Source organism: Stenotrophomonas sp. Y6 (genome assembly GCF_022436665.1).
In the GTDB taxonomy this organism is placed as follows: domain Bacteria; phylum Pseudomonadota; class Gammaproteobacteria; order Xanthomonadales; family Xanthomonadaceae; genus Stenotrophomonas; species Stenotrophomonas acidaminiphila_A.
Map to the genome: position 1 here is coordinate 19296 of NZ_JAKUKB010000011.1, position 23990 is coordinate 43285.

General features: G+C 71.5%; 19 protein-coding genes. 9 read left to right on the forward strand and 10 right to left on the reverse strand.

Annotated elements, in window-relative coordinates; all coding sequences use genetic code 11:
- Positions 1–5 precede the first annotated feature (5 nt).
- Positions 6–479 carry a dUTP diphosphatase gene (gene dut, locus MKP15_RS13930; RefSeq protein WP_161615423.1) on the reverse strand — a complete coding sequence of 158 codons (474 nt, stop codon included), beginning with the start codon at positions 477–479 and terminating at the stop codon, positions 6–8.
- Positions 476–1735: a bifunctional phosphopantothenoylcysteine decarboxylase/phosphopantothenate--cysteine ligase CoaBC gene (gene coaBC / locus MKP15_RS13935; protein ID WP_240213122.1), complete on the reverse strand. Its 1260-nt coding sequence runs from the start codon at positions 1733–1735 to the stop codon at positions 476–478. Before coaBC ends, dut begins: the two co-directional genes overlap by 4 nt.
- A gap of 95 nt (positions 1736–1830) precedes the next feature.
- Here coaBC and radC point away from each other — a divergent pair, with 95 nt between their 5' ends.
- From radC to MKP15_RS13955, 4 genes are all read left to right on the forward strand, one after another.
- Positions 1831–2505 (forward strand): DNA repair protein RadC, encoded by a 675-nt coding sequence (gene radC / locus MKP15_RS13940; protein ID WP_104937748.1) that lies wholly within the window; start codon positions 1831–1833, stop codon positions 2503–2505.
- A gap of 212 nt (positions 2506–2717) precedes the next feature.
- Positions 2718–4406: an arginine--tRNA ligase gene (argS, locus tag MKP15_RS13945; RefSeq protein ID WP_240213123.1), complete on the forward strand. Its 1689-nt coding sequence runs from the start codon at positions 2718–2720 to the stop codon at positions 4404–4406.
- A 19-nt stretch (positions 4407–4425) separates the two neighbouring features.
- A complete protein-coding gene (locus MKP15_RS13950) occupies positions 4426–5271 on the forward strand; it encodes an SPOR domain-containing protein (RefSeq protein ID WP_240213124.1) in 846 nt (281 codons plus the stop codon).
- Positions 5272–6152: 881 nt separating this feature from the next.
- Positions 6153–6905, forward strand: coding sequence for an SDR family NAD(P)-dependent oxidoreductase (locus MKP15_RS13955; protein WP_104937745.1), 753 nt, complete (start codon positions 6153–6155; stop codon positions 6903–6905).
- Positions 6906–7070: 165 nt separating this feature from the next.
- Here MKP15_RS13955 and speA read toward each other — a convergent pair whose 3' ends face one another.
- The gene (gene speA / locus MKP15_RS13960; RefSeq protein ID WP_104937744.1) at positions 7071–8960 is read right to left on the reverse strand and encodes an arginine decarboxylase; all 1890 of its coding nucleotides are present in this window, start codon (positions 8958–8960) and stop codon (positions 7071–7073) included.
- 238 nt (positions 8961–9198) lie between these two features.
- Here speA and speE point away from each other — a divergent pair, with 238 nt between their 5' ends.
- Together speE and MKP15_RS13970 are read left to right on the forward strand one after the other, a co-directional pair.
- Complete coding sequence (gene speE / locus MKP15_RS13965) at positions 9199–10056, forward strand: polyamine aminopropyltransferase (RefSeq protein WP_161615326.1); 858 nt, start codon at positions 9199–9201, stop codon at positions 10054–10056.
- Between the two features lie 264 nt (positions 10057–10320).
- Entirely contained in the window at positions 10321–11763 is a 1443-nt protein-coding gene (locus MKP15_RS13970; RefSeq protein WP_240213125.1) for a serine hydrolase domain-containing protein, read from the forward strand.
- Positions 11764–12141: 378 nt separating this feature from the next.
- Here the strand turns inward: MKP15_RS13970 and MKP15_RS13975 are convergent, their stop codons facing one another.
- Positions 12142–12510 carry a DUF6404 family protein gene (locus MKP15_RS13975; protein WP_240213126.1) on the reverse strand — a complete coding sequence of 123 codons (369 nt, stop codon included), beginning with the start codon at positions 12508–12510 and terminating at the stop codon, positions 12142–12144.
- 3 nt (positions 12511–12513) lie between these two features.
- Positions 12514–12852, reverse strand: coding sequence for a P-II family nitrogen regulator (locus MKP15_RS13980; protein WP_054662546.1), 339 nt, complete (start codon positions 12850–12852; stop codon positions 12514–12516).
- Positions 12853–13031: 179 nt separating this feature from the next.
- Between MKP15_RS13980 and MKP15_RS13985 the strand changes: the two genes are divergently transcribed.
- The 3 genes from MKP15_RS13985 (at position 13032) to MKP15_RS13995 (ending at position 16541) form a co-directional block, all read left to right on the forward strand.
- Complete coding sequence (locus tag MKP15_RS13985; protein WP_161615329.1) at positions 13032–13286, forward strand: accessory factor UbiK family protein; 255 nt, start codon at positions 13032–13034, stop codon at positions 13284–13286.
- A 9-nt stretch (positions 13287–13295) separates the two neighbouring features.
- The gene (locus tag MKP15_RS13990) at positions 13296–14801 is read left to right on the forward strand and encodes a YifB family Mg chelatase-like AAA ATPase (RefSeq protein ID WP_240213127.1); all 1506 of its coding nucleotides are present in this window, start codon (positions 13296–13298) and stop codon (positions 14799–14801) included.
- A gap of 216 nt (positions 14802–15017) precedes the next feature.
- Positions 15018–16541, forward strand: a complete 1524-nt coding sequence (locus tag MKP15_RS13995; protein WP_240213128.1) for a hypothetical protein — start codon at positions 15018–15020, stop codon at positions 16539–16541.
- 308 nt (positions 16542–16849) lie between these two features.
- On the opposite strand, the gene MKP15_RS14000 is transcribed toward MKP15_RS13995, so the two are convergent.
- From MKP15_RS14000 to MKP15_RS14020, 5 genes are all read right to left on the reverse strand, one after another.
- Positions 16850–20095 (reverse strand): error-prone DNA polymerase, encoded by a 3246-nt coding sequence (locus MKP15_RS14000; RefSeq protein ID WP_240213129.1) that lies wholly within the window; start codon positions 20093–20095, stop codon positions 16850–16852.
- The gene (locus MKP15_RS14005) at positions 20092–21513 is read right to left on the reverse strand and encodes a DNA polymerase Y family protein (protein WP_240213130.1); all 1422 of its coding nucleotides are present in this window, start codon (positions 21511–21513) and stop codon (positions 20092–20094) included. Before MKP15_RS14005 ends, MKP15_RS14000 begins: the two co-directional genes overlap by 4 nt.
- Before the next feature lie 9 nt (positions 21514–21522).
- Positions 21523–22146, reverse strand: a complete 624-nt coding sequence (gene imuA / locus MKP15_RS14010; protein WP_104937735.1) for a translesion DNA synthesis-associated protein ImuA — start codon at positions 22144–22146, stop codon at positions 21523–21525.
- Positions 22147–22752, reverse strand: a complete 606-nt coding sequence (gene lexA, locus MKP15_RS14015; protein WP_104937734.1) for a transcriptional repressor LexA — start codon at positions 22750–22752, stop codon at positions 22147–22149.
- Between the two features lie 158 nt (positions 22753–22910).
- Positions 22911–23987, reverse strand: coding sequence for an alpha/beta fold hydrolase (locus tag MKP15_RS14020; protein ID WP_240213131.1), 1077 nt, complete (start codon positions 23985–23987; stop codon positions 22911–22913).
- Between the last annotated feature and the right edge of the window lie 3 nt (positions 23988–23990).

The following is a 23990-nucleotide window of genomic DNA, read 5'->3' on the forward strand; positions in this document are numbered from 1 at the left end:
CCCTGTCAGCGCACTCCGGTGTGGCCGAATCCACCCGTTCCACGCGCACTGTCGATGAAAGTATCCACCACCTGCAAGCTCACGCGGGCGATGGGCATGACCACCAACTGGGCGATGCGGTCGCCCGGCTCGATGGTGAACGGCTCGCGGCCCCGGTTCCACACGCTGATCAGCAGCGGCCCCTGGTAATCGGCATCGATCAGCCCGGTGCCGTTGCCCAGCACGATACCGTGGCGGTGGCCCAGTCCCGAGCGCGGCAGCACCACCGCGCACAGGCCCGGGTCGGCGATGTGGATGGCGATGCCGCTGGGCAGCAGCGCCGCGTCGCCGGGTTCCAGCGCCATCGGCGCCTCGATCGCGGCGCGCAGGTCCATGCCGGCGCTGGCCTCGGTGGCATAGGCCGGCAGCGGCCACGCGTCGCCGAAGCGGGGGTCCAGCAGCTTCACCTGCAGGGGGTGCGGGGTGGCGTTCGTGTTCATGCGTCCAGTCGCTCCGCGATCAGGTCCAGCAGTTGTTCGGCCAGCTGGGTCTTGGCGGTGCCCGGGAATGCGCGCTGGCCATCGCTCCAGTAGGCGGTCGCCGCGTTCTGGTCGCTCTCGAAGCCGCCGCCGGCGATGCCCACCTGGTTGGCGATGATCAGGTCCAGGTGCTTGTCGGCGAGCTTGCCGCGCGCGTACTTCTCCACGTCGTGGGTCTCGGCGGCAAAGCCGACCACCAGCTTCAGCGCCTGCTCCTGGGTGGCCACCTCGGCCAGGATGTCGGGGGTGCGCACCAGTTCCAGGGTCAGCGTCTGGCTGCCCGCGGTCTTCTTCAGCTTCTGCTGCGCCACCTGGCGCGGGGTGTAGTCGGCCACGGCCGCGGCGCCGATGTAGATATCGGCGGGCAGGGCGGCCAGCACCGCCTCGCGCATCTGCGCGGCCGAACGCACATCCACCCGCTGCACGCCGGGCGGCGTCGGCAGTTGCACCGGGCCGCTGACCAGCACCACCCGCGCGCCACGGCGCGCGGCCGCGGCCGCCAGCGCGTAGCCCATCTTGCCGCTGGAGCGGTTGCCGACATAGCGCACCGGGTCCAGGTCTTCATACGTCGGCCCGGCGCTGATCAGCACCTGCATGCCCTGCAGCCGGTCCGGCGTGGCCGCCGCGGCGGGCGCGGCGTGGCCGGCGCCGGCAAGCGCGGCGACGATGGCCTCCGGTTCGCTCAGCCGCCCGGGGCCGGATTCGCCCTCGGCCAGCGGGCCGTCCTCGGGCCCGACCACCTGCGCGCCGCGCTCGCGCAGCAGCGCGATGTTGGCCTGGGTGGCCGGGTGCAGCCACATCCGGTGGTTCATCGCCGGGCACACCGTCAGTGGCGCGGTCGTGGCCAGGCACAGCGTGGTGACCAGGTCGTCGGCATGGCCATGCGCCAGCCGCGCCAGCAGGTCGGCGGTGGCCGGCGCGATGACGATGCGGTCGGCCCAGCGCGCCAGTTCGATATGGCCCATCGCCTGTTCGGCGGCACTGTCCCACAGGGTGGTACGCACCGGCTGCCCGGACAGGGCCTGGAAACTGAGCGGGGTGACGAACTGCTGGGCACCGTCGGTCATGGCCACCTGCACGCGGGCGCCGGCGTCGCGCAGCCGGCGCACCAGTTCCAGCGCTTTGTAGGCGGCGATGCCGCCGCCGACGCACAGCAGCAGCTTGTGTCCGTCCAGCGGCCGGGCGGGCGCATGGACACTGTGGGGAAAGCCGGTCACTTGAGGAAATCCTACCTACGCAAGAATCTTTAGCTTACCCGAAGGGTCCGTGACGACTTATTACCGTGCACGCCCCTGACACCCACCCTGTGGGCATGCACATCCGCCATTGGCCCGACACCGAACGCCCCCGCGAAAAGCTGCTGGCACACGGAGCCAGCATCCTGTCCGATGCGGAGCTGCTGGCCATCTTCCTGGGCTCGGGCCTGCCGGGCCAGGACGCGATACGCACCGCGCGCGAGATGCTGCAGGCGCATGGCACGCTGCGGGAGTTGATGGACCGCGGCGCGCGCGAGCTGATGCGGGTACCGGGCCTGGGCCCGGCCCGCGCCTGCCGGCTGGTGGCGGCACTGGAACTGGGCCAGCGCCACCTGGCCACGGACCTGGAGCGCGGCACCAGCCTGACCGACCCCGACTCCGCCGGCCGCTACTTCGTGCAGCGGCTGCGGCCGCGGCCGCACGAGGTCTTCGCCGCCCTGTTCCTGGACAACCGGCACCGGGCACTGGCCTTCGAGGAGCTGTTCCGCGGCAGCATCGACGGCGCCGAGGTGCACCCGCGCGAACTGGTGCGCCGGGCGCTGGCGCACAACGCCGCGGCGGTGATCGTGGGCCACAACCATCCTTCGGGCAACGCCGAACCCTCCACGGCCGACCGTGCGGTCACCCTGCGCCTGCGCGACGCGCTGGCCCTGGTACAGATACGGCTGCTGGACCACTTCGTCATCGGCGATGGCCCGCCGGTGTCGCTGGCCGCCCGCGGCTGGATGTAACCGATGGCGCGCGCCCCACCCTGGCGGCCCTGTCCGTCCCGCCGGCGCCGGCACCCCGGCGCCGGCCGCCGGACATGGCCAGGCCCGCCGCCACCCTCCGGGCCACGGCCTGCACCTGGCGTTGACGTCGCTGACCGTCCGCGCCGCCGCGGCAGCAGCGGTCCCGCCGCTCGGGTAAAATGCGCAGTTCCGCGCTCCAAGCAGACAGTCACGTGAAATCCCTACTCCGCGCCCTGATCGGCCAAGGCATCGAAGCCTTGCGCGCCAACGGTACCCTGCCTGCCGACACCCTGCCGCCGGATTTCGTGGTCGAACGACCCAAGACCCGCGAGCATGGCGATTTCGCCACCAACGCCGCCATGCTGCTGGCCAAGGCCGCGCGCAGCAACCCGCGGGCCGTGGCGCAGGCGCTGGTCGCCGCGCTGCCGCCCAGCGACGACGTCGCCAGCGTCGAGATCGCCGGCCCGGGCTTCATCAACTTCAAGCTGGCGCCGGTGGCGTTCCAGCGCGAGGTGGCGAGCGTGCTGCGCGAAGGCGCCGATTACGGGCGCAACCTGGGCGGCAACGGCCGCAACGTCGGCGTCGAGTACGTCTCGGCCAACCCGACCGGCCCGCTGCACGTCGGCCATGGCCGCGCCGGCGCCATCGGCGACTGCATCGCCCGCGTGCTGGAAGCCAACGGCTGGAACGCCAAGCGCGAGTTCTACTACAACGACGCCGGCGTGCAGATCGAGAACCTGGCCCGCTCGGTGCAGGCGCGCGCGCGCGGCTTCAAGCCGGGCGACGAACAGTGGCCGGCCGACGCGTACAACGGCGAATACATCGCCGACGTCGCCAAGGCCTACCTGCTCGGCCAGACCGTCGAACTGGAAGGCAGCCAGGTGGTCGGTGCCGGCGATGCCGAGGACATCGAAGCCATCCGCCGCTTCGCCGTGGCCTACCTGCGCAACGAGCAGAACCAGGACCTGGCCGCGTTCGGGGTGGATTTCGACATCTACTTCCTGGAGAGCTCGCTGTACAAGGACGGCAAGGTCGCCGAGACGGTGGACCAGCTGGTTGCCTCCGGCCACACCTACGAGGAAGGCGGCGCGCTGTGGCTGCGCTCGACCGATTTCGGTGACGACAAGGACCGCGTGATGCGCAAGTCCGACGGCACCTACACCTACTTCCTGCCGGACGTGGCCTACCACCTGAGCAAGTGGCAGCGCGGCTACGAACGCGCCATCACCGAACTGGGCGCCGACCACCACGGCTCGCTGGCGCGCGTGCGCGCCGGCCTGCAGGCACTGGGCGTGGGCATTCCGCAGGGCTGGCCGGAGTACGTGCTGCACCAGATGGTGACGGTGATGCGCGGCGGCGAGGAAGTGAAACTGTCCAAGCGCGCCGGCAGCTACCTGACCCTGCGCGACCTGATCGACGAGGTCGGCAGCGATGCGGTGCGCTGGTTCCTGATCGCGCGCAAGCCCGACTCCCAGCTCACCTTCGACATCGACCTGGCACGCCAGCAGAGCAACGACAACCCGGTGTTCTACGTGCAGTACGCGCATGCCCGGGTCTGCTCGCTGCTGCGCCAGGCGCAGGAGAAGGGCCTGGACTACGACCAGGCGCAGGGCCTGGCCGCGCTGGCGCAGCTGGACGACGCCGCGTCGCTGGAGCTGATGAACGAAATCTCACGTTACCCGGAAGTGGTCGAGGCCGCCGGCCTGGCGCTGGAGCCGCACCTGGTCGCGCAGTACCTGCGTGAATTGGCGCACGCCTTCCACACGTGGTATCACGGGACGCCGGTGCTGGTGGACGATGCCGCCCTCCGCAATGCCCGCCTCGCGCTCGCCGGCGCGGCGCGGCAGACGCTCGCCAACGGCCTGGGCCTGTTGGGCGTGAGCGCACCGGAAAAGATGTAAGCAAGGAGACGTTGCAGAAATGGCAGCACGACGCGGCAAGAGCCAGGCCCGGCGCAACAGCGGCAACGGGACGCCCGGCTGGGTATGGCTGGTCGCCGGCGCGGCGATCGCGGCCGTGGTGTTCCTGGCCGCCCCGAACCTGTTCAAGAAGGAAGGCGACGGCTTCCTGCGGGTGGGCCCGCAACCCAACCCGGACGCGCAGCCGGCGCCGGTCGCCGACGCCGACATCGACGCCGGCGCGGACCTGCCGCGTCCGGCCGCGCACGATGGCGCGCAGCCGGCGGAAAAGCCGGCCGCCACCCAGTACGACTTCTACACCCTGCTGCCTGGCAAGGAAGTGCAGATGTCCGACGCCGAACTGGCGGCCAGCGCGCGCGCCGAGGAGCAGCGCCGGGCGCAGGCCGCACGCACGGCGGAGGCCAGCGAGGCCCAGCGCGCGCAGGCGGCCCTGGAAGGGCGCCCGGTACCGGCGGCCGCCGCACCGTTGCCGGCGCCGATCAGCGAGGCGCCGCGCCCGGCCGTGGCCACGGCCAGCACCGCGCCCGGCACCGCGGCCCCCACCGTGGCCGTGGCGGACAGCGCGGCGAAGCGCGCGGAACCGGCGACGCCGGCCGCGGCGGCAGGCAGCGACAACGTCCGCTACATCCTCCAGGCCGGCGCGTTCGGCGCGTCGGGCGACGCCGAGGCGACCAAGGCCAAGCTGGCGATGATGGGCCTGGCCGCCCGCGTCGAATCGGCGCAGATCAACGGCAACACGGTCTACCGCGTGCGCATGGGCCCCTATGGCAGCGCCAGTGAACTGGCCGAAGCCAAGGCCAAGCTCAACGGCAGCGGCCTGCAGGCGATGGCCATCAAGGCGCAGTAACACCGCCTTGGCGGTGTTACCCCAAGGTTTGCGCGGCAAACCTTGGGCCCCGTGCCCTTTTTCTCCATAACCCCGCGCCTGTCGGCGCGCCCCGGTAGCACCGCCACGGCGGTGTTACCCCAATGTCTGCTACGCAGACATCGGGCCCCACGCCCGCTTTTCCCACAACCCCGCGCCTGTCGGCGCGCCCCCTTGACTCAAGGGGGCTGCGGCTCCGGTGGGAACGTTGTAGGTGCGGGCTTGCCCCGCACCGGATCCGGCGGGGCGCGCCATTCGCGGCAGGCTCCGCGTCTACGGGCCCGTATTCTGCGAGGTGCGGAAATCGCGGGCGCAGCGGCGTCGCTACGTAGACTTCCCACCAACGTTCTTGACACAGGGCCCAATGCGGGGCAAGCCCCGCATCTACGGGCGTCCGCTTCCCAAGGTGCGGGGATCGAAGGTGCAGCTGAATCGCCTGTGGTGGCTTCACCCCAATGTTTGTGAAACAAACTTTGGGCCCCGTACCCGCTTTTTCCACAACCCCGCGCCTGTCGGCGCGCCCCCTTGACTCAAGGGGGCTGTGGCATCCGGTGGGAACGTCGTAGGTGCGGGGCTTGCCCCGCACCGGATCTGGCGGCGTGCGCCATTCGCGGCAGGCTCCGCGTCTACGGGCCCGTGTTACTTCATGTCTGCGCAGCGGAACATCGAGCCCCACAACGCTTTCTTCCACAGGCCCGCGCCTGGCGGCGCCCCCCGTTACTCAAATGGACTGGATCTCCGCCGGGTGGGCGCTGTCGGCATGCGGGTTGGCGCGATCGACTGCCCGGGAGGCCGCGCCGCGCCAGCGCCGGTACGCCGCGAAGGTGCGAAAATCGAGGACCCTTCCCCCTGGAAAGCCCGCCATGTCCAAGACCGTCCTGATCACCGGCGCCACGTCCGGTTTCGGTGCCGCCGCCGCCCGTCGCTTCGCCGCCGCTGGCTGGAAGGTGATCGCCACCGGCCGCCGTGCCGAGCGCCTGCAGCCGCTGGTGGACGCGTTCGGGGCGGACACGGTGCACGCGGCGGCGTTCGACATCCGCGACGCGGCGGCCATGGAGGCGGCGCTGGCGGCGTTGCCCGCGCCGTTCCGTGGCATCGACCTGCTGGTCAACAACGCCGGCCTGGCGCAGGGCACCGCCGCCGCCCAGCACGCCAGCCTGGAAGACTGGCGCACGATGATCGACACCAACGTCACCGCGCTGGTCACCCTCACCCACCACCTGCTGCCGCGGCTGATCGAACGCCGCGGGGCGATCATCAACATCAGCTCCACCGCCGCGATCTATCCGTATCCGGGCGGCAATGCCTATGGCGGCACCAAGGCGTTCGTCAGCCAGTTCTCGCTGGGCCTGCGCGCCGACCTGCACGGCACCGGCGTGCGCGTGACCGCGATCGAGCCGGGCATGGCCGAGACCGAGTTCACCCTGGTGCGCACCCATGGCAACCAGGCCGCCTCGGACCAGCTCTACAAGGGCGCCAACCCGATGACCGCGCAGGACATCGCCGAGCAGATCTTCTGGGTCGCCAGCCTGCCGCCGCACCTGAACGTCAACCGCCTGGAGCTGATGCCGGTGAGCCAGTCGTTCGCCGGTTTCCAGGTGGCGCGCGAAGGCTGACGCCGGCGCGGGCGGCGGTGACCCGCGGCGGTCGCGGTGCCACGCACGGGCCCCGCGCCCACCGCCGGTGAAGCCCCGCTGCCGGGCAGGGCCGGGAAACGAAACGGGGGCGGACCTGGCCCGCCCCCGGTGTCACCCCGGCAATGCCGCGGGCGGGTGCCCCGCTCAGCCCAGCGGCTCGTCCGACAGGTAGGTGTAACCGGTCAGGCCCGCTTCCAGCGCGGCGTCCAGCTCGGCCGCGCGCGCGGCCGGCAGGTTGGCCGCCGCCACGCGCTGCCGGTAGGCCGCGCGCAGGTCGTCCAGGCGGTAGCCGACGTAGTCGAGCATCACGTCGGTGGTGTCGCCGCGGCGCTGCTGGGCGATGCGGTAGCCGCTGCCATCGACCGTGACCTCCACCGCGTCGGTGTCGCCGAACAGGTTGTGGATGTCGCCGAGGATTTCCTGGTAGGCGCCGACCAGGAAGAAGCCGATGCGGTAGCGCTCGCCATGGCCCACCGAATGCAGCGGCAGCGAGCTGTCCAGGCTCTCGTTCTCGACGTAGGTCTTGACCATGCCGTCCGAATCGCAGGTCATGTCGGCGATCACGCCGCGGCGGTCCGGGCGCTCGTTCAGGCGCTCGATCGGCACGATCGGGAACACCTGGTCGATGGCCCAGGCATCGGGGATCGACTCGAACACGCTGAAATTGACGAAGTACTTGTCGACCAGGCGGTCGTTCAGCTCGTCCAGTGCGGGGCGATGGCTCTTCTCGTCGTAGCTCAGGCGCGCGCGCACGCCGTTGGCGATGGCGTAGAACAGGTCGTCGATGCGCGCACGCTGCGGCAGGTCGATCTGGCCCAGCGCGTAGGCGCTCAGGCCTTCGGCGTGGAAGTGCTGCGCTTCCTGGAACAGTTCCACCGCCGGGCGCTGGTCCAGTTCGTCGTGGATCTCGCGCAGGTGGCGGATCGCGGCCGGCTCGTCGTCATGCGCCTCGGGAATGCGGCCATCGGCGGCCTGCTCCACTTCGGACACGTTGGCGATCAGCACCGCATGGTGCGCGGTCATCGCGCGGCCGCACTCGGTGACGATGCGCGGCGGCGGCAGCGCGTGCGCTTCGCAGGCCTCGGCCAGCGGCTGCACGATGTTGCTGGCGTAGGCATTCAGGCCGTAGTTGATCGAGCAGTAGCTGCGCGAGCGGGTGCCTTCGTAGTCGATGCCCAGGCCGCCGCCGACGTCGACGTGGCTGATCTTCGCGCCCAGGCGCGAGAGCTCGACGAAGTAGCGGGTGGCCTCGCGCATGCCGTTGGCGATGTCGCGCACGTTGCTGATCTGGCTGCCCATGTGGAAGTGCAGCAGGTTCAGGCAGTCGGCGTACTCGGTGTCGCGCAGCGACTTCCACAGGTCCAGCAGCTGCCGTGGCGACAGCCCGAACTTGGCCTTGTCGCCGCCGCTGTTCTGCCACTTGCCGGCACCCAGCGACGCCAGGCGCATGCGCACGCCCAGGCCCGGCTTCACCTCCAGCGCCCTGGATTCCTCCAGCACCAGCTTCAGCTCGGACGGCTTCTCGATGACGATGTAGGTCTGCAGGCCGAGCTTGCGGCCGATCAGCGCCAGGCGGATGTACTCGCGGTCCTTGTAGCCGTTGCAGACGATCAGCCCGCCCGGCCGGCTCAGCGCCAGCACCGCCATCAGCTCCGGCTTGGAGCCGGCCTCCAGGCCGAAGCCCTCGCCGTGGTGGCTGGCCAGGGTGCCGGCCACGCCACGGTGCTGGTTGACCTTGATCGGATACACGGCGGTGTAGCCGCCGTGGTAGTCCCAGTCGCGCTGGGCCTGGGCGAACGCCGCCTGCAGCTTGCCCAGGCGCTCGCCGAGGATGTCCGGGAAGCGCACCAGCAGCGGCAGCTTGGCGCCGGCGGCCCGTGCCGAATCGACGATTTCAGGCAGCGATACGGCCGGGCCCTGCGCGCCGGTGGGGCGCACCACGACATGCCCGGCGGCATCGACGTCGAAGTAACCGTCGGACCAGTGCGGGATCGAATAGGTCTTGCGGGCCTGGTCGAGGGACCAATCGCTCATCGGCGTAGCAACTCTCGGCTGTGGATAAAAAGGACGCGCATTCTAACGCCAGCGGGGCAGCGGTCCGTTACAATCCGCGCCCGCGCCTCCCCCCCTGCCCCCGCGGAGCCGGGTCCAGGGGCGGAAATACGGCGGAATCCCCGCCGTGCCGGGGCTCGCCGCCCCCTCATCCGCCCCTCCGGGGCCCCTTCTCCCGGCGGCGGGGGAAGGGAAATGTCCATCGCACCCAGGAATCCCCATGACCACCCACGACAACTGGTTCATCGAACACTTCCAGCCGACCGGCTCGGCCATCGGTTTCCGCGTCACCGGCAAGCTGGACGAAGTGCAGTCGCCGTTCCAGAAGATCGAGATCTACGACAGCACCGACTGGGGCAAGCTGATGGTCATCGACGGCGCCATGATGCTGACCAGCAAGGACAACTTCTTCTACCACGAGATGATCAGCCACCCGGTGCTGTTCACCCACCCGGCGCCCAAGCGCGTGGTGATCATCGGCGGTGGCGACTGCGGCACCCTGCGCGAGGTGCTCAAGCACCCGGGCGTTGAAAGCGCCACCCAGTGCGACATCGACGAGCAGGTCACGCGCATGGCCGAGAAGTACTTCCCGGAACTGTGCGAATCCAACGGCGACGCCCGTGCCGAGCTGCTGTTCGACGACGGCGTGGCCTACATGGCCAACTGCGCGCCGGGCAGCGTCGACGTGGTGATCGTGGACTCCACCGACCCGGTCGGCCCGGCCGAGGGCCTGTTCAACAAGGCGTTCTTCGAAAGCTGCTTCCGCGCGTTGAAGGACGACGGCCTGCTGGTGCAGCAGAGCGAATCGCCGCTGGCGCTGCTGGACCTGATCAAGGACATGCGCGCGGAAATGGGCAAGGCCGGCTTCCAGTCGTTCAAGACCCTGCCGTTCCCACAGCCGTGCTACCCGACCGGCTGGTGGTCGGTGACCGTGGCCAGCAAGCAGGCCGGCTTCGGCTTCGGCTTCCGCGAAGAAGACGCCGCCGCCAAGCCGTTCGACACGCTGTACTACACCGCCCCGCTGCACACCGGGGTGCTGGTCAGCCCGCCGTTCGTGGCCAAGGCGCTGGGCGAGTAAGCCCGCGCCACACCGCAGCGACGTACCCCAACCCCGCGCCGGCCACCGGCGCGGGGTTTTCGTTGGTTCTCCAGGCGCCGCGCAGCACCCGGTCCACCCGGCTGCCGGATGCAGCCATCGCGTTGCCTGGCGCCCGAAGGGCGCTGGAACCATGCCGGACGACCCATTGACTACAATTGTAGTCAAACGCTAGCTTCGGGTGGATTCTCCAACGCAGGCCAGTCGATGCGTCCCTTTGCCCGGGTATGTGGTTTCGTCCTGCTGATGTACAGCGCAGTCGCGTTGGCACAGCAGCCTCCCACGGCCGATGAACTGCGCCGCCTGGTCGACAGCTACGCCGATCACCGTGGCTTCAACGGCACCGTGCTGGTGGCGCGGGGAGACCGGGTGCTGCTGCGCGCCGCTTACGGCCAGGCCAATGTTGAATGGGCAACGCCCAACCGGGTGGAAGGGCGCTATCGGGTCGGCTCGCTGAGCAAGCCGCTGGTCGCCACGCTCACCATGCAGCTGGTCCAGCAGGGCACGCTGCGGTTGGACGGGACACTGGGCGAATACCTGCCGGCGCTCTACGCCGGGACGCCTGCGGCGAAGGTGACGGTGGCCCAGCTGCTCAGCCACACCTCGGGGCTTGCCGACGTCCCCGGGCGCTACACCGACCCGTGGTGGCAGACCGCCGCGCGCCGCAGCTATGCGCCGATGGACTTCGCGCGCGAGTGGATCAAGCCGGCGCTGCTGGAGAGCCCGGGCCAGCAGTGGCGGTACAACAACAATGGCTTCTTCCTGCTCGGTCTGCTGATCGAACAGGCCACCGGGCGGCCTCTTGCGGACAACCTGCAGGAGCGGATCTTCGCCCCGGCAGGCATGGCCGCCAGTGGCGTTTTCAACGGCAGGTCGGTGCTGGAACGGCTCGCCGCAGGCTACACCCGCACCGCGGACGGCAGCCTGGTGCAGCCGCAGTGGATCGACCCGAGCGTGTCGTTCGCGGCCGCGGGCATCTACACCACGGTCGATGACCTCTACCGCTTCGACCGGGCGCTGTATGGCGAGCGCCTGCTGAGCCACGACACGCGGCGCCAGATGCTGACAGCGCAGGCGTCGCATTATGGGTTCGGGTGGAATGTCGATGACTGGACACTGCCCGATGGCGCCCGCCTGCGGGTCGTTTCCCACACCGGCAGCGTACCGGGCTACCAGAGCTATTACCTGCGCTCCGAGTCGCACGAGGACTGCGTCATCATCCTCGACAATTTCTGGCAGGGCGCGCTTGTGCTGACAATGGGCCAGGACCTCATGGAGGTGCTCAACGGCAAGCCGATGCAACCGGCAAAGCGGAGCCTGGACGACCTGCTGACCCCGATCGCCTATCACCAGGGACTCAAGGCCATGACGGCGGCCTATGAAGGGCTGGGGGTGCGCCGCGACGACTACGACCACAGCGAGAGGGCGCTGAACGCGCTGGGCTACAAGTTCCTCCGCGCGGGCCGCAAGGACGAGGCGGTCAGCGTATTTGAATGGGGCGTGGCGGCGTATCCCGGTTCGGCCAACACCCACGACAGTCTCGGGGAGGCGTATCGCGCGGCCGGGCGGCTGGATGCAGCGCGCGAAAGCTACCGCACCGCCTTGAAGCTCGATCCGGCCAGCCGCAGCGCCCGCGCGGCGCTGGAGGCAATGGGGGCGGGCAAGCAACCCGGGGACAGCGGCGATTGAGGCATCGGTGCCGCCCTGTCCTCGCCTGGGCCGGGCGCTCTCCTTTCCCGCGCGGGCCCTGTCCCGCTGGATCGCCTTCGTGGCCCGGGCATCGGCGGAGCGCCCGGGGCTTCCGTCCGGAACGACCCCGCGTTGCGTCTTTCGCTTATCGCGCCCCGCGGCGCCCGCAGGCCCACCGGACCCAGCGGCTTCAGCGCCGGAGACGAGCGCGCGGATGCGCAGCGCTTGGTTCAGGACGGGGATCGGTCACCCGGTTGTCGCCTGGGAGCCCGCTGCACAGCGGTACCGACCAGTGCCCGGCCTGCCCGGGCACGCACGCCATGGTTCGCGGCTCGCGCGCCGCGATGGGCAACACCGGTTGCGGCCCGCCAGCCGCGCTCAGCCCTGGAAATCGCGCCAGAGCGGAATGCCGCGCCGGCGTGCATTCCAGCGCCCGTACAACCCCATCGACAGGCCGAACAGCACGCCGGCCAGCACCGCGGCCAGCAGCACCATGCCCACCGGCATCTGCGAACGGCGCCACAGCATCAACCACATCATCAGGCCCCACACCGGCCCGAAGAAGGCGCCGGTCACAAGGGCGGTGGAAGCGAACCCCGCCATCGGCGGTGGTGCCATGCGCCAGCCCAGCTTCCACAACCAGCGGTACAGCAACGGCGCGGACGTGCCGCGCGGCAGGCCCTTGCAGTCCAGCATCGCCAGCGCCCGCTGCAGGCGCTGGCCGAACTCCCCGTCCAGGCTCGCCATGGCTCAGAGCGCGTCGGCGTCGAGCTCGCCGGTGCGGATGCGCACCACGCTGCCCAGGTCGTACACGAACACCTTGCCGTCGCCGATCTTGCCGGTGCCGGCGGCCTTGACGATGGCCTCCACCACCTCGTCGGCCTGGGCGTCGGTCACAGCGACCTCGATCTTCACCTTGGGTAGGAAATCGACCACGTACTCGGCGCCGCGGTACAGCTCGGTGTGGCCCTTCTGCCGGCCGAAGCCCTTGACCTCGGTGACGGTGATGCCGGCCACGCCGCGCTCGGCGAGCGCCTCGCGCACGTCGTCCAGCTTGAACGGCTTGACGATGGCCATGATCATTTTCATCGGTCGTTTCCCTGTCTGTGTGCCGGGGAAAGCATAGCCTGCCCGGCGCTGACCCGGCAGGCGCGGGACGTGCCGCGCGGACGGCAAGGGATTATCCTGATGCCCCCACGCAACAGAGCCCGATGGCCGTGGTTGCCGGCGGCGCCTAACCTGCCAGCCTGCCCCGCGGAGACGCCCCCATGATCGACCTCAACCACATCGATGCGCTGGCCCGTCGCCTGAGCGAGCTGGTGCCGCCGGGCCTGCGCGAATCGCGCGAGGAACTGCAGGCCACCTTCAAGAGTGCGCTGCAGGCCGGCCTGGCCAAACTGGACCTGGTCACCCGCGAGGAGTTCGAAGTGCAGCGCGCCGTGCTGCTGCGCACCCGCGAGAAGCTGGACGCCCTGGAACAGGCCGTCGCCGCACTGGAAAAGCGCCCCGCCGGCGACGCCTGAGCCACGCCCATGAGCCTGGCGCTGGTGCACAGCCGTGCCCGCGCCGGGGTGGATGCGCCGCCGGTACGGGTCGAAGTGCACCTGTCCGGCGGGCTGCCCTGCACCCAGATCGTGGGCCTGCCCGAAGCGGCGGTACGCGAATCGCGCGACCGGGTGCGCGCGGCCATTCTCTGCGCACAGTTCGAGTTCCCGGCCCGGCGCATCACCATCAACCTGGCCCCGGCCGACCTGCCCAAGGACGGCGGCCGTTTCGACCTGCCCATCGCACTGGGCATTCTCGCCGCCAGCGGCCAGATCGACCGCCAGGCGCTGGCCGCGCATGAGTTCATCGGCGAGCTGGCGCTGACCGGCGAGCTGCGTGGTGTGGACGGCGCGCTGCCGGCAGCCATCGCCGCGGCGCGTGAACGGCGCACGCTGGTGGTGGCGCCGGACAACGCCGACGAGGCCGCGCTGGCGCGGCAGGCGACGGTCAAGGTCGCGCGTACCCTGCTGGAGGTCTGCGCCGGCCTGGCTGGCGAGAAGACCCTGCCCGACGCGCAGGTCAGCACCTGCGACCCCGCGCCGCTGCCGGACCTGGCCGACGTGCGCGGCCATGCGCAGGCCCGCCGCGCACTGGAGATCGCCGCCGCCGGCGGCCACCATTTGCTGCTGGTCGGTTCGCCCGGCTGCGGCAAGACCCTGCTGGCCTCGCGGCTGCCCGGCATCCTGCCCGAGGCCAGCGAGGCCGAAGCGCTGGAAACGGCGGCCATCGCCTCGGCCGGGCGCCACGGCGTGGACCCGACACGCTGGCGGCAACGGCCCTACCGCGCCCCGCACCACACCGCCAGCGCGGTCGCCCTGGTCGGCGGCGGCGCACTGCCGCGGCCCGGCGAGATCTCGCGGGCGCACAACGGCGTGTTGTTCCTGGATGAATTGCCCGAATGGAAGCGGCAGACGCTCGAAGTGCTGCGCGAGCCGCTGGAATCGGGCGTGGTCACCATCGCGCGGGCCGCGCGCAGCACCGAGTTCCCGGCCCGCTTCCAGCTGGTGGCGGCGATGAACCCGTGCCCGTGCGGCTGGGCCGGCGACCGCAGCGGCCGTTGCCGCTGCTCGGCCGACGCGATCGCCCGCTACCGCGCGCGCATTTCCGGCCCGCTGCTGGACCGCATCGACCTGCAGCTGCAGGTGCCACGGCTGCCACCGACCGAACTGCGCGGCGATGCTCCGCCCACCGAAACCAGCGCCGCCGTGCAGGCCCGCGTAGCGCAGGCACGTACCCGCCAGCTGCAACGTGCCGGTACCCCCAACGCCCGCCTCGACCCGGGACAGACCTCGCACCACTGCATGCTGACCGCCGCCGACCAGGCCATGCTCGAACAGGCGATGGAACGCCTGCAACTGTCCGCGCGCTCGATGCACCGCATCCTGCGCGTGGCCCGCACCATCGCCGACCTGGCCGGTGGCGGCCCCATCGAACGCACGCACCTGGCCGAAGCCATCGGCTACCGCCAGCTGGATCGCGCCGCCGGCGATTGAGCGCGGCGCATTCGCGCCCGGCCCGGTACGTCGGCGCGGCCGCAGCTGGCGGCGCGCACGCCATTCAGCGACGCGATGCCCACGGGCGCCACGAAGCGTCGGATGCGCACCCGGCCCACGGCTGCACGCGGCAGGCCGTGCGCGCGTTCGCGTTCCAGTCGCCACGTATGCGACGACAATGGCCGACTATGGACCTTCCCTCGCGTGGAGCCGGACATGGACAGGATTCAGCGCCCTTTCTTCCCGATCATCTACGTGCGCGGCTATGCCATGACCCGCGCGGAGATCGTCGAGACCACCTCCACGCCGTTCATGGGGCTGGAGGCCGGTTCCACCAAGATCCGCCAGGCCCAGGACGGCTCGGTGGTGAAGTTCGTGTTCGAGTCGCCGCTGGTGCGGCTGATGAAGGACTACGGCTACCGCGACGTCTATGACGGCGGTGCCGAGCTGCGCAGTGGCATTTCGCCACGCAGCATCGTGATCCACCGGTATTACGATGTGGCCGACCCGGCGTTCGGCGACGGCAAGGCGCCGTCGATCACCGAGGCCGCGGCCAGTCTGGGCCGGCGCATCCTGGAGCTGCGCGACAGCGTGTGCGGCAACAACGCCAGCCAGCGTCGCGACTTCCGCGTGTACCTGGTGGCGCACTCGATGGGCGGGCTGATCTGCCGCTGCCTGCTGCAGAACCCGGAGGTGGCCAGCGCCGAGGCACGCACGCTGGTGGACAAGGTGTTCACCTACGCCACCCCGCACAACGGCATCGACATCGCCGGCATCAACGTGCCCGACCTGCTGTCGATCAACGACATGAACAACTTCAACCGCGGCAACATGGCGCGCTACCTGAAGGTGCCCCGGGACAAGGTCAACACGCTGGGCGATTCCGGCTTCCCGCCCGAGCGCATGTTCTGCCTGATCGGCACCAACAGCCGCGACTACGCGGTGGCGCGCGGGCTGTCCTCGTTCGCGGTCGGCGCGCTTAGCGATGGCCTGGTGCGCATCGCCAATGCGTACGTCGAGGGCGCGCCGCGCGCCTTCGTCAACCGCAGCCACAGCGGCTACTTCGGCATCGTCAATTCCGAGGAGGGCTACCAGAATCTGTCGCGCTTCCTGTTCGGCGATATCTGCGCCACCGCGCAGCTGGACATCACCGCGCTGGCCCTGCCACCGGAGGTCGAGGCCGCGCGCAGGCGTGGCAGGCGGGTGCGTTCGTCGTATTACATCGAGGCCACGGTGGCGCCGCGCGGCGCCTATACCTACCAGCTCACCGCGCGCACCCAGGCCAACGAATCGGCGGTGCGCCGCGAGTACGACGACATCTTCGACGCCGACGGCAACGTGCGCCGCGACGCGCGCGCGCCGGTGCTGTTTTCTGTGTTCCTGGACAGCCGCCGCATCACCGCCGGCAGCGAGGTCGCCTTCTCCATCGAGCTGGCGGTGTGCAACGCCGGCTACGAGGTCGATGGCGCGCTGTTCCTGAAGAACCACATTCCCGGCGAGTACCTGTTCCGCAACACGCTGGTGCTGTTCGCCCGGCCCGAAGGCGACCGCTGGCGGCTGCGCTATGTCTGGGCTGACGACCACTGGGCCGGTGGCCCGAAGACCCAGGCCGAACTGGACGAAGCCAGCACGCGGGCCATCGGCATCGCCCAGCAGGCGCCGGACGTGTTCACGGTGCCGGTGGCCTCGGCCAAGGGCTTCGCCGCGGAACTGAAGATCGCGCTGTCGCAGTGGGTGTGAGGCGGTAACGGGTCGCTTGCGGCGGTGTTCTCCGGTTGCCGCTGCAACGCAGGCGGGCCCACGCCAGCGTCACGGCGGCCTGCGCGGCACCGGCACGCATGACCACGCCGCGCCCGACCTGCAACGGTTTGAAGTGATTGCGGCGCCCTGTCGCCGATCTTCGCGCGCCAGGGCTTGGGCTTGCGCAAGCACACCCAGGCCAGCGCGGTGCGGCGCGCACGGGATCCGGGCGGCACCCGGCGCCGGCTCTGCCGGGCCCAGCGCGAAGGCACACCCCCGCGCCGGCCTCGTCGGGGCGCGCCGTCGCGCTAGTGGAAATCCCGCGATTGGGTGCGCAGGTCGCCGAGCAGGTGGCTGAGGTCGTGCAGGTCGCGCGCGACCAGATGCTGCACGCCATCGACCTGCTCCCAGCGGCCGCGCACCGCCATCAGCCGCGCACCCAGCAGCACCTTGCGCCGGCGCGCGGCCAGGGCCTGCCAGACCACCACATTGAGCGGGCCATGCTCGTCCTCGAGGGTGACGAACACCGTGCCCTTGGCCGTGCCCGGGCGCTGCCGCTGCACCACGATGCCGGCCACATGGGCGCCGCGCCCGTGCGGCAGTTGCCGGACCTGGGCGATGTCGAGCACGCGCTCGCGCTGCAGCCGCGCGCGCAGCAGCGACAGCGGGTGTTCGCCGAGGGTGAGGCCAAGCACCCGGTAATCGGCCAGCGCCTCCTCGCCGGCCGAAGGCGCCGGCAGCGACACCGCGTCCTCGTCGGGGCTGCCGGGCAACAGCGGGCGCTGCCGCTCGATGCCGGCCACTTCCCAGCGTGCGGCGTGGCGGTGCCCGGCCAGCGCCTGCAGCGCGCCGGACTCGGCCAGCGCGCGCCGCGCCCGCTCGTCCAGGCCGGCGCGCAGGCACAGGTCGCGCACGTCGGTGAACGGGCGCCTGGCCCGCGCGGCGACGATCGCCAGCGCCGCGCCTTGCGGCAACCCGGCCACCTGGCGCAGGCCCAGGCGGATGCCGGGCTGGCCGTCGTCATCGCCCGGGCCACGGCGTACGCGCCCGCCTTCCAGGGTGTTGTCCCAGTCGCTGCGGGTCACGTCCACCGGCAGCACCTCCACCGCGCGGCGTCCGCCGCGGCCGGCGCGGCGCGCGTCCTGGACGATCTCGCTGGGCGAATAGAAGCCCATCGGCTGCGCGTTGAGCAGCGCGCAGGCGAAGGCCGCCGGTTCATGCCGCTTGAGCCAGCTGCTGATGTAGACCAGCTTGGCGAACGAGGCGGCGTGGCTCTGCGGGAAGCCGTAGGAGCCGAACCCTTTTATCTGCTCGAAGATCTGCTCGATGAATGCGTCCGAGTAGTGCTTCTGCTTCATCAACGCGCGGATCTTCTCGCGGTGCGGCTCCATATCGCCACCGCGGCCCCAGGCCGCCATCGAGCGCCGCAGGTGGTCCGCTTCGTGCTCCTGGTAGCCGGCATGGATCACCAGCTCCATCACCTGTTCCTGGAACAGGGGAATGCCCAGCGTGGGCTTCAAAATGTCCCGGATGCCATCGGAGGGGTAGGTCACCTCCTCGCGGCCCTGCCGCCGCCGCAGGTACGGATGCACCATGTCGCCCTGGATCGGCCCCGGACGCACGATCGCCACCTCGATCACCAGGTCGTAGAAGCACGCCGGCTTCAGCCGCGGCAGCATGCTCATCTGCGCGCGCGATTCGATCTGGAACACGCCCACGGTGTCGGCGGCCTGGATCATGGCGTAGGTCGGTTCGTCGCCGGCCGGCAACCGCGCCAGGTCGATGCGCTGGCCGCGGTGGCGCTCCACCAGCTCCAGTGCCTTGCGGATGCAGGTGAGCATGCCCAGCGCCAGGCAGTCGACCTTGAGCAGCTTCATCGTCTCCAGGTCGTCCTTGTCCCACTGGATGATGGTGCGCCCGTCCATGGCCGCGTTCTCCACCGGCACCACGGTGGACAGCGGCGCATCGCTGATCACGAAACCGCCCACGTGCTGCGACAGGTGGCGCGGGTGGCCGTTCAACTGCGCGGTGATCGCCATCAGCCGCCGGATCAGCGGGTTGTCCGGGTCGAAGCCGGTCTCGCGCAGGCGCTGCGCCATCGGCACCTCGCCATTGCCCCAGCCGTGGCACCCGGCCAGCAGCGCGATCTGGTCCGGCGGCAGGCCGAAGGCGCGGGCCACGTCGCGCACCGCGCTCCTGCCGCGGTAGCGGATCACCGTGGCCGCCAGCGCGGCGCGGTGGCGGCCGTACTTGGCGTAGACGTACTGCAGCACTTCCTCGCGCCGCTCGTGCTCGAAGTCCACGTCGATGTCCGGCGGCTCGTCGCGCTCGCGCGACAGGAAACGCGCCATCAGCAACCGGCTCTCGGCCGGGTCCACCACGGTGATGCCCAGCGCGAAGCACACCGCGGAATTGGCCGAGGAACCGCGCCCCTGGCACAGGATGCCGTTCTCCTTCGCGAAACGGACGATGTCCTGCACGGTCAGGAAGAACGCCTCGTACTGCTTGTAGGCGATCAGTTCCAGTTCGCTTTCGATCTGCCGGACCACATCGGGCGGCACGCCTTCCGGCCAGCGCTCGCGCATGCCGCGTTCGGTCAGTTCGCGCAGCCAGCTGCCGGGCGTGTGCCCGTCGGGCACCAGCTCGGTCGGGTAGCGGTACTGCAGCTGGCCCAGGTCGAAGCGGCAACGGCGCGCCAGCCGCACCGCGTTCTGCAGCAGCGCAGGCGGATGGATGTTGCCCAGCGCGCGGCGGGTGCGCAGGTGGCGCTCGCCATTGCGGAACAGGTGCGCGCCGCATTCGGCCAGCGGCAGGTTGTGGCGGATGGCGGTCATCGTGTCCTGCAGCATGCGCCGGCGGCGCACGTCCATGTGCACGTCGCCGCTGGCCAGTGGCGTCATCGCCAGCGCATCGGCCAGCGCCAGCAGCTGCTGCAGGCGCGCGGCGTCGTCCTGCTCGCGGTGCAGTTCCACCGCCAGGTGCGCGCGTGCGCCGAACAGCGCCCGCAGCCAGCGCCCCTGTTCCGCCTGCGGCTCGGCGCCCGGCAACCACAACGCGAACAGGCCCGAGGCCTCCGCATCGGCGCCGCCCAGCACCGCTTCCACGTCCGCCCGTGCCAGCCGGTACGTACCCTTGCCGGCCGCCAGGCGGCCGCGGCTGATCAGCTCGCACAGGCGCGTGTAGCCGTCGGCGGTTTCCACCAGCAGCACGCAGCGCAGGCCGCAGGCCAGGGCGAACTCGCTGCCGACCACCAGCTTGACGCCGCTGGCGCGCGCCGCCTCCCAGGCGCGCACGATGCCGGCCAGCGAGCATTCGTCGGTGATCGCCAGCGCTTCGTAACCACAGTCGCGCGCACGCGTGAACAGTTCCTCGGCGCTGGCCGCGCCGCGCAGGAACGAGAAATCCGACAGGCAATGCAGTTCGGCATAGGCCGGCAGGGCGTCCTCGCCGGGCGCGCCGTCGTTGGCGGCCACGCGCCCCAGGCGCTGCGCCACTTCCCAGGCGCGCGGCACGCGGGTGCCGGCATGCGAATCGCGGGCTTCGCGGCGGCTCATGCGAACCACCCGTGCAGCATCCAGCCGCCCTGCTCGCCCGGCGGCGCGAACGCCCAGGCGCGCTGGCCCTGCGAGGTTTCCAGCACGTAGTAGTCGCGGCGCGCGTCGTCGCCGTCCCACCAGCCGCTTTCCAGCCGTTCCGGGCCGGACACGATGCGCAGGCGCGGATCGCGCAGCGGCACCGGCTGCGGCAGCAGCCAGCCCGGGCGCGGCGGCAGCCCCGGCGCGGCATCGCCGATGCGCGCCTCGTCGCCCTGCAGCGGCCGCCAGGCACGCTCCGGGCGCGGATCGCAGGTTGGCGTGATGCGATGCACCGCGCTGTCGCCCAGGCGCGCGCGCAGCCGCTCGCGCAGCTGCGGCCACGGTTGCTGCTGGCGCGTGCGCGGATCGAACAGGTCGCGCGCGGCCGGCACGAACGGCGGCAGTTCGCGGGCCAGCAGGCGCAGCGCCACCACCGGCCGCTCGAGCCGCACCTGCTCCAGGCGGCTGCGCACCAGTTCGAACAGCAGCGCCGGCTCGCGCTCGGCGGCCAGCAGCCCCACCGTCACGTCGCTGTGGCCTTGCTCGTGTTCCAGCCGCAGCACGAAACGCTGCACGCCGCCGTCGCGCACCGACAGGTAAGTGCACAGGTCGCCGACCAGGCGGCGCAGCGGGAACAGCAGCGCGGTGTGGCTCTCGACCTCGTAGCCCAGCTCCAGCCGCGCGTCGAAATGGTCCGGCGGCGCGTAGTACGCCAGCGGGTCGTCGGCCTGGCCATACAGGCGCTCCAGGTGTTCGAGCAGCGGCAGGCCGAAGCGGCGGCGCAGCGCATCGCGCGGCAGCGCGCGCAGCGTGCGCAGGTCGCCGATGCCCATGTGCCGCAGGCGCTCGCCGGTGTCCCCGGGCAACCGCGCGTGCGCCACCGGCACCCGGTCCAGCAGCGCCGTCATCGCCGCCGGCTGGGTGACCGCCAGGCCATCGCCCAGGCCGGCCAGCACCTGCGCCGCGCGCGGCGTCGGCGCCAGCCCGATGCGGTGGCTGAAACCCAGCAGCGCCAGTTCCTCGCGCAGCCGCGCCTCGATGCGCGGCCACGGACCGAGCAGGGCGAAGCTGGCACGCACTTCCAGCACGATGCAGCCGGGCCACTGCGCGCTGACCAGCGAACTGTGGCGGTAGGCCCAGGCGGCCAGGAAGCGCTGCCAGCGCGCCTCGGCCTGCGGATCGTGTTCGACCAGGGCCAGCCCGGGCAGCAGCGCATGCGCCGCGGTCAGGCGCATGCCGGCCTGGACCCCGGCGGCGGCCGCGGCGGCGTTGACCGCCTGCAGGGTGCGCAGCTGCGCCGGGCCGCCGACCAGCGCCAGCGGCGCCTGCGGGTCAGGACAACGGCGCAGGACGGCGTCCAGCGCCAGCTGCGGCAGCAGTACACAGGCCCAGAGCATGGCCGCGCCTCACCGCTTGGCCAGGGCGAAGGCGCGCGCCGGCGCCGGGCCGCCACGGCACTTGCGCACCTGCCAGGCGCTGCCGCCGTGCGCGTCGCGCACCGCTTCCAGGCGCAACGCGGCCGGCGAGGGATTGGCCGCATGGCGGCGGTCGCGCAGGGCGAACCCCAGGCACTGGCCGCTGTCGGCCGCCACCTGCAGCCGCCGCAGCGCCGGGGTGTCGGCCTGCCGCGGCCAGCCCAGCACCGCGGCGCAGGCGCCGCTGCGCAGGCATTGCTCGAACGCCCACAGCGCATCGCGCGGCGTGGCCTGCACGATCTCCAGCCGTTCCAGCGCCACGCCCGCGGCCTGCCAGGCCGGGGCGTAGGGCACATACGGTGGCGCCACCACCGCCACCGTGGCGCCGGCCTGGCTCAGCCGCGCAAGCGTGGGCAGCAGCAGCGCCAGCTCGCCTACACCATCGGCCGGCAACAGCAGTTCGGTCAGTGCGTGCCGCGGCCAGCCGCCCTGCGGCAGCAGCGCATCGAGCGCGGCGTGGCCGGTGGGCTCGCCCAGCGCCGCGGCCGAGGCACGCCCGGCGTGCCACAGCGTCTGCGCCGCCAGCAGGCTGTCGAGGGCGACCACGGTGCCCATTCAACCCGGGCGTACCAGCCCGCAGTAGACGCCTTCGATGGCGAAATCCTGGCCCGGCCGCACCTCGATCGGCGCATGCGCGCGGTTGCGCGGCAGCAGGTGGATGCGCCGCGGCCCACGCTGCAGGCGCTTGATGGTCAGCTCGCCGTCCACGCGCGCCACCACGGTCTGGCCGTCGCGCGCCTCGGGCGTGCGCTGCACCCCGACCAGGTCGCCGTCGAGGATGCCGTCGTCGATCATCGAATCGCCCTGCACCCGCAGCAGGTAATCCGGGCGCAGCGCGAACAGCCGCCGGTCCAGCCAGAACTGCTGGTCCAGGCCGATGTCGGCGCCGATCGGCTGGCCCGCCGCCACCCGCCCCAGTACCGGCAAGGGCAGCAGGTCGGCGTCGCCACCGGGCAGGCGCAGGCCGCGCTTGCGCCCCGGCAGCTGCTCCAGCAGGCCATCGGCCAGCAGCGCCTGCACGTGCTTCTGCGCGGCGTTGCGCGAGGCAAAGCCGAAGGCATCGGCGATCTCGGCCAGGCTGGGCGCGCGCCCGGCCGCCAGCTCCCCGCGCAGGAAGGCGAGGACGGCGGCGCGCTGCGGTGGCAGGTCGGCGGGGATCATGGGTGTACATTTGTACACCCAAGCGAGCGCCGTAGCCAGTGCTGCCCCGCTGCCGCCGCAAAGTGCCGGGGCTGCCCGCCGCCCGCGGGTGGTGCGGGTACTTCCCGGCGCCGCGGCCGATCCCCGGCGCGCCCGCGCCGGAGGCACGGCCCGCGCCGCTAACGCAGGTTTTCGCCGAAGAAACGCAGGGCTTCGTCCACCGCCGCCGCGTGCGTGGCGGCCTTGGGGACCCGGGTGTGGCATAGCGCCTGCAACCGGCTCGCCCCCAGCGGCGTGCATTCGGACAGGAAATCGTAGTGGGCCACGCCGGGGAGGTGGCGGAGCACGGCATTGCCGGCCAGCACCGCGGCCACGTCGCTGTTGCTGGCGGGGGCGGCCACCGCGTCGTCCGTGCCCACCATGATCGACAGCGGGAGCGGCAGCGCCTGCAGTTCCGCCGGGTCGAACGCCTGCACGATCGCCGGCGCCAGCAGGAAAGCCGCGCGCACCCCGGGCAGCGCGCGGGACTGGCCCGCCTGGCGCACATGCGGCGCCAGTTCCGGGGAGGCCGCCGCGGCCAGACGGGCGGCCTGGGTGTGGGTGGGCGACTCGTCCTGCGGCCGGCATACGCCATCGTCGGGGTGCGCGGCGCAGAAACGCGCCAGGCGCGGCATGTCCGGGCGCGCCCCGGCCGCGACCAGCGCGGTGAAGCCACCGGCCGAATACCCGACCAGGCCGAGCCGCGTGGCATCCACATGCGCGCCAAGCACCGGATCCGCCTGCACCGCCGCCAGCGCCGTCGCCAGGTCATCGGCGCGCAGCCAGGGGAGCACGCTGCCGGCCAGGGTCATCGGGTCGATGCCGTTGTTGCCCGGGTGGTCGACCGCAATCACCAGGTAGCCCGCGCGGGCCAGCGCCGTTCCCAGCCACCCCATCATCCGCGCCGTTCCGCCGTTGCCGTGGGACAGCAGCAGGGTGGGAAGCCGCCCGCCGCTGACCGGTGCGCCCTCGACCCGCCCCGCTTCCTGGAACAGCGGGGCGCCGGGCGGGCCGATCGCCAGCGGCGTTTCCGCGGTTGCCGTGTGCGTCGGATACCACACCGTGAAGCGCAGGGCATCGCGCTGCCCGGCATCGCGGATGGCAGCGGTCGCCGAGGTGGCCACGCCGGTCCGTTCGCCCGCCTTGGGCGGCGGCGGGGTGGAAACGAGTTGCAGGGCGCCAAGGGCCAGCGCCAGGGCCGGGTACAGGAAGGGCATCGG